Raw genomic sequence first — 5,679 nt, forward strand, 5'->3', positions numbered from 1 at the left:
GGTCGCAAACGGCGTCGCGCTTCCCGCTGCATCTCCTGTCGAATCAACCGACACCGCGGCTGCACAGCCAGCACGATCACGCCTCCGTCAGCCGCCAGGCCAAGGTTTCCGGGCGGGAGGCGCTGGCCATGCATCCCGATGATGCGAGGACACGCCGGCTTGCGCAGGGAGACGTGGTGCGGGTCTTCAACGATCGGGGCGCATTCCTCGCAGGGGCGGTCGTCGCGGACCATCTTCGCCCCGGCGTCGTCCAGATCTCGACCGGCGCGTGGTACGACCCCGCCGAAGGCGGCCAGCCGGGCAGCCTAGAGAAGCACGGTAACCCGAATGTGGTCACGCTTGACGGTGGCACGTCGCAGCTGGCGCAATCGACCGCCGTCCAGACGGTGCTGGTGCAGGTCGAAAAATGCGAATCGCCGCCGCCGGTAACCGCATTCGCCTTGCCGCGGTTCACCTCCCGTCCCTCCTGAACGCACCTGGCCCGGCGGCCCCTGAAGCCGGCTTCTCGAGTGCATTCATCCGACCAGGCATGCACCGGGCCCGAAGAACTTGATACTCTCCCTCATGGCTCGGCATCAATCGGTTGCAGCTGGCTTGACTGACCCGCCGCCGGGCATGCCGACGAGAAGGAGACTCCATGAGCGCCCACTTTGACGACGACGAACTGGCCCTCCTGCGCGAGCACGGCATCGTGCTCTTCGCAGAGCGGGTGATCTTCGACGCCCAGCCCCCGATGGCAGTCGACCAGATCGCGGCCTTGCAGGAACTCTGCGCCGGGCCGATTCCGCCCGAGCTGGTCGCGCTCTGGCAACGCACCGCGGGGGGCCGCATCGACTACGACCTGCACCTGCGCATCAACGGCTACGAGGAGGCCGTCAGCTGGGCCGAGCTGTTCTGGAAAGGCAGCGGCGCTGACCATGACCTCCAGGGCTGGATCGAACACGAACAGCAGAACGCGCGGGAGGCGGCAGCGGCACGCGGACAGCAGTGGGACGGCAAGCTCACCGCCCTGCCCTTCGGCGGCTTCGAGTCCAGCGACCGGATCTACGCGGTGGTCGAGCGCGGCGCCGACTACGGCCACATCCTGGCGTGGAAGCAGGGCTTGCCGGAAGCCTGGGCACATGCGATGCACGAGGACGGCCTGACCACGATTGCGCACGACCTGCCGGGCGCCTTCGCCATGCTGCACCTCGACGAGGACCCACTCGAGCCCGCCGGCGACTACTTCACCGGACAGGCGCTGCTCGAATACCTCGACGAACGGCACCAGACGCACGGCCTCACCCTCGAGCTGGTGGACAAGCTGGTGGCGTTCTACCGCCGCGCGGTGGTCGACTGGCGCACGCCGCTGGCCGCAGGCACGCTGGCCAGCGACGGCGCGCTCTCGCGCATCGCCCTGCGCCACGCGGTCGCGACCGACGACAAGGCGCTGGTCGAGCAGCTCGCCGCCAACGGCGTGCCGCTCGACGGGCCGCTGCAGGGCAGCGCGCCGGCCACCGACCTGGCCCTCGCCCACGGCGCCCACCATGCGGCGGAAGCACTCGCGCGCGCGGGGGCGCCCGTGTCGGCCGACGCGCTCGACGCCATCGACAGCGCGGTCTCGCCGGAGCTCGTGGGACTTCTGCTGGAGCGTGGCGCCCGGCCCAGCGCGACGGCGATCGCCGAATGCGTGGCCTGCGGCGCGCCCGCCGCAGCGCGGGTGATCGCCGACGCCTATCGGAAGCAACACGAGGACCTGCCGGCGGCCTTCGAGACGGTGCGCCAGGACATGCTGGCCGACCTGGAGAGCTCGCTGGCCGAAGTGCGAACCGGCAAGCGCAGCCACTACCTCGGCGCCGAGGGCCTGGCCGAGCGCGTCGACCACCTGCAGAGCTTCAGTCTCTGAGGAGCTTCAGGCCCCGTAGAGCCAGGGCACGTCGAGCAGCCGTGCGCCCAGTATCCGCAGGGCCGCGTCGCGGCCCACGCGCACCAGGCCGGTCGCATGGAAGATCTCGCCGTTGCGCCGCGCCCGCACCTGCACCTGCGCATTGCGTTCCCAGCGAACTTGCGCGTAGCGCGCGAGACGCTGCGGAACCTCCTCGGCGCCGCAGCCGTCGAGCGCCTCGGCCAGCGCAACGCCGTCCTCGATCGCCATGCCGGCCCCCTGCGCGAGGTAGGGCAGCATCGGGTGCGCGGCATCGCCGACCAGGGCCACACGCTCCCCGGCCATCTGCTCGGGACCGCTGAGCGGCGGGCGGTCGCACAGCGTCCAGGCACGCCAGGCCGGCATCGCCTCCAGCAGCGCCTGCAGGCCGGCGTGCATGTGGCCGGTCGCGGCCTGCAGGGTGGCCAGGCTGCTGGCCTGGTCCCAGTCGCGCGCATCCCCTGACGGCGCGGCCTCGGCCAGCACGACCACGTTGAGGGCCTCGCCGCGGCGTACCGGGTAGGCCACCGCATGGAGGCGCGGGCCGAGCCAGACGCTGATCTGCATGCTGCGCAACCCCGCCGGCAGCGCCGATTGCGCGACGAGGGCGCGCCAGGCCGTGTGGCCAGTGGCACGCGGCAGAGAGGCATCCTCCACCACCCGCGCGCGCACGGTGCTCCAAAGGCCATCGGCGCCGATCAGCGCATCGCCTTCCCAGGCCCTGGTGGCCGTGCTCGCGACGCAGACTGCGCCGGAACGAGCCACGGCATCGGTGATGCGCGCGCCGGTGTTGAGGGTGACGGCGCCGGTCCCACGCACGGCTGCAAGCAGCAGCGCATGCAGGTCGGCGCGATGCACGCAGAGGTAGGGGGAGCCATAGCTGCGCAACATTGCATTGCCGAGCGGCAGGCGCGCAATCTCGCTGCCGCGAACCGCGCTGCGCACGACGAGCGCCTCGGGCTTGGCGGCAATGCGCATCAGCGGCTCCCAAACGCCCAGCAGCTGCAGGCGGCGCGCCACGTTGGGGCCGAGCTGGATCCCCGCGCCGACCTCGCCGAAGGCCACGGCCTGTTCGAACAGGTCGATGCGGTGGCGACGGCGGGCCAGGGCCAGCGCGCTGGCCAGGCCCGCAATGCCGCCGCCCGCGACCAGGATATGAGCGGCACGCATGCCAGCTCAGCGCGCGGTGGTGCTGCGCCTGGATTGCGCCGACGAATCGGCCGGGGTGCCGCAATTGCCGCAGCTGTCGCACGAGCCGCATCCAGAAGTCTTGGCCAGCGATGCGGCGAGCTGCTGCGCACGCTGCGCATCGACCAGCCCCGCGCGCTGCGAACCTGATGCGAGCCGCGCCGCCGCGGCGCGGCGCCAGCCTGCCGGCATCCAGCGCCAGACGGCGTGGAACGCGGCCAGCGCGACGATCAGTCCAACGATGATCTGTTGCGTCATCTCATCCTCCTGTGAGTGCTAGGGCCACACGATAGGTGATCCAGCACGCAATGTAGGCGAGGGCAAACAAGTAGGCCGCCATGATCCACACGTAGCGCCACGAACCGGTCTCGCGCTTGACCGCTGCCAGCGTCGAGATGCACTGCGGCGCGAACACGTACCAGACCAGCAGCGACAGCGCCGTGGCGAGCGACCAGCTGCCGGCGATCAGCGGCTCCAGCTGGCCGGCGACATCGTCGCCTGTGGCCGAGAGCGCGTACACCGTGCCGAGTGCGCCCACCGCCACCTCGCGCGCCGCCATGCCGGGCACCAGCGCGATCGAGATCTGCCAGTTGAAGCCGATGGGCGCGAAGATGTGCTCCAGGCCGCGGCCGATGATGCCGGCCAGGCTGTACTGGATGGCAGGGCCGGTCGCGCCCTCGGGCGGCGACGGGAAGGTGGACAGGAACCACAGCAGGATCGTCAGCGTCAGGATGATGGTGCCCACCCGCTGGATGAAGATCCACGCGCGCTCGTAGAGGCCCAGCGCCAGGTTGCGCAGGTTGGGCCAGCGGTAGGCCGGCAGCTCCATCATCAGCGGCGAGCGCTGCTGGTTGCTGCGAAAGCGCTTCATGACCCAGGCCACGGCCATGGCCGAGACGATGCCGAAGACGTACAGCGCGAACAGCACCACGCCCTGCAGGTTGAACATGCCGCCCACGGTGCGCGCCGGGATGAAGGCCGCGATCAGCAGCGCATACACGGGCAAGCGCGCCGAGCAGGTCATCAGCGGCGCGATCATGATCGTGGTGAGCCGGTCTCGCCAGTTGCTGATGGTACGAGCAGCCATCACGCCGGGGATGGCACAGGCGAAGCTCGACAGCAGCGGAATGAAGGAACGGCCCGACAGGCCCACCGTGCCCATCACGCGGTCGAGCAGGAAGGCGGCGCGCGGCAGGTAGCCCGAATCCTCGAGCGCCAGGATGAAGAGGAACAGGATCAGGATCTGCGGCAGGAACACGATCACGCCGCCCACGCCGGCGATGATCCCGTCCACCAGCAGGCTCTGCAGCATGCCCTCCGGCACCAGCTGCTTCACCAGCTCGCCGAGGGCGCCCGTGGCGTCCTTGATGGCGTCCATCGGCACGTTGGCCCAGCTGAACACCGCCTGGAACATCAGGAACAGCGTGACCGCCAGCACCAGCATGCCCCACAGAGGATGCATCACCACGCGGTCGATGCGGTCGCTGGCGGCCAGGCTGCCCGCGGGCTCGCGCACCGCCGCGGCGAGGATCCGGCGCACCTCGCGCTGGGTGGCGAGCACGTCGTCGAGATCCGGCGCCTGCCAGGGCGCGGCCCGGGTGACCGCGACCGGTGCATCGAGCTGCGCCAGCAGGCCCTGCGCGCCGCCCGCGTGCACGCCGACCGTCTCGATCACCGGCACGCCGAGCTCGGCAGCCAGCAGCGGCACGTCGATCTCGATGCCCTGCTTCTCCGCCATGTCCGTCATGTTGAGCGCCACCACCATCGGCAGTCCCAGGCGCCTGGCCTCGAGCACCAGGCGCAGGTTGAGCCGCAGGTTGGTCGCATCGGTCACGCACACCAGCAGGTCGGGCAAGTCCTCATCGCTCTTGCCCGTTACCACGTCGCGCGTGACGGCCTCGTCGACCGACAGTGCATTGAGGCTGTAGGCACCCGGCAGGTCGAGCACGGCCACGCGCCGGCCCGATGGGGTGCGCAGCAAGCCTTCCTTGCGCTCGACCGTCACGCCGGCGTAGTTGGCCACCTTCTGGCGGCTGCCGGTGAGCAGGTTGAAGAGCGCGGTCTTGCCGCAGTTGGGGTTGCCCAGCAGAGCGACGCGCGCGGGCGGCGCCGACGAAATGGCAGCGCCGGGCTGGAAGTTGAGGGTCGCCTCAGCCATGGTGAGTGGCTCCAGGCAGAACGCGCACCAGCGCGGCCTCGTGGCGCCGCAGTGCAAAGGTGGTGTGGCCCAGGCGCACGGCCAGCGGCTCGCGGTTGGGCACCCCGGTGGCGACGATGCGCACCATCTCGCCCGGCACGAAGCCGATCTCGGTCAGCCGGAGAACCAGGTCGCGCACTTCCGCTTCTTCGGGCCTCGAAACCTCGAGCACGGTGGCCCATTGATGGTTGGGAAGCTGGTCAAGACTGATGGCGGCTATCGCCGCCCGATTCATGGTAGTCACCCGCAGATCCAAAATCGACAAAATGAGAATTATTCTCGAAAACACGGACCTTGGGCGAATCGAAATCAAAGTTCCCCTGCCGGGCGGGCATCATCGCGACCATGACAGACCCGCAATCCGATCCGCCGCTCGACGCTCCCGATGAAC

The 5,679-nt window shown here is 69.9% G+C and carries 7 protein-coding genes; 2 read left to right on the forward strand and 5 right to left on the reverse strand.

Annotation, left to right across the window (positions count from 1 at the left end):
* Together APY03_RS43525 and APY03_RS09665 are read left to right on the forward strand one after the other, a co-directional pair.
* A partial coding sequence (locus APY03_RS43525) for a molybdopterin dinucleotide binding domain-containing protein (RefSeq protein ID WP_332307382.1) occupies positions 1-470 on the forward strand: 470 nt, incomplete at its 5' end.
* A gap of 167 nt (positions 471-637) precedes the next feature.
* Complete coding sequence (locus APY03_RS09665) at positions 638-1,885, forward strand: hypothetical protein (protein WP_068676203.1); 1,248 nt, start codon at positions 638-640, stop codon at positions 1,883-1,885.
* Positions 1,886-1,891: 6 nt separating this feature from the next.
* Here the strand turns inward: APY03_RS09665 and APY03_RS09670 are convergent, their stop codons facing one another.
* From APY03_RS09670 to APY03_RS43530, 5 genes are all read right to left on the reverse strand, one after another.
* Entirely contained in the window at positions 1,892-3,073 is a 1,182-nt protein-coding gene (locus tag APY03_RS09670; RefSeq protein ID WP_068676205.1) for an FAD-dependent monooxygenase, read from the reverse strand.
* Positions 3,074-3,079: 6 nt separating this feature from the next.
* Positions 3,080-3,349 carry a DUF6587 family protein gene (locus tag APY03_RS09675; protein ID WP_068676207.1) on the reverse strand — a complete coding sequence of 90 codons (270 nt, stop codon included), beginning with the start codon at positions 3,347-3,349 and terminating at the stop codon, positions 3,080-3,082.
* 1 nt (position 3,350) lies between these two features.
* A complete protein-coding gene (gene feoB, locus APY03_RS09680) occupies positions 3,351-5,249 on the reverse strand; it encodes a ferrous iron transporter B (protein ID WP_068676209.1) in 1,899 nt (632 codons plus the stop codon).
* On the reverse strand, positions 5,242-5,523 hold the full coding sequence (locus APY03_RS09685) for a FeoA family protein (RefSeq protein WP_068676211.1): 282 nt from the start codon (positions 5,521-5,523) through the stop codon (positions 5,242-5,244). Before APY03_RS09685 ends, feoB begins: the two co-directional genes overlap by 8 nt.
* The coding region (locus tag APY03_RS43530; protein WP_232324214.1) for a hypothetical protein at positions 5,489-5,679 on the reverse strand (191 nt) is incomplete at its 5' end. The genes APY03_RS43530 and APY03_RS09685, both read right to left, overlap by 35 nt.

The organism is Variovorax sp. WDL1 (assembly GCF_001541225.1).
Classification (GTDB): Bacteria; Pseudomonadota; Gammaproteobacteria; order Burkholderiales; family Burkholderiaceae_C; genus Variovorax.

Coding starts and splice junctions, on each gene's coding strand:
- APY03_RS09665 (WP_068676203.1), top strand. CDS start 638: ATGAGCGCCCACTTTGACGACGACGAACTGGCCCTCCTGCGCGAGCAC.
- APY03_RS09685 (WP_068676211.1), bottom strand. CDS start 5,523: ATGAATCGGGCGGCGATAGCCGCCATCAGTCTTGACCAGCTTCCCAAC.
- APY03_RS09675 (WP_068676207.1), bottom strand. CDS start 3,349: ATGACGCAACAGATCATCGTTGGACTGATCGTCGCGCTGGCCGCGTTC.
- feoB (WP_068676209.1), bottom strand. CDS start 5,249: ATGGCTGAGGCGACCCTCAACTTCCAGCCCGGCGCTGCCATTTCGTCG.
- APY03_RS09670 (WP_068676205.1), bottom strand. CDS start 3,073: ATGCGTGCCGCTCATATCCTGGTCGCGGGCGGCGGCATTGCGGGCCTG.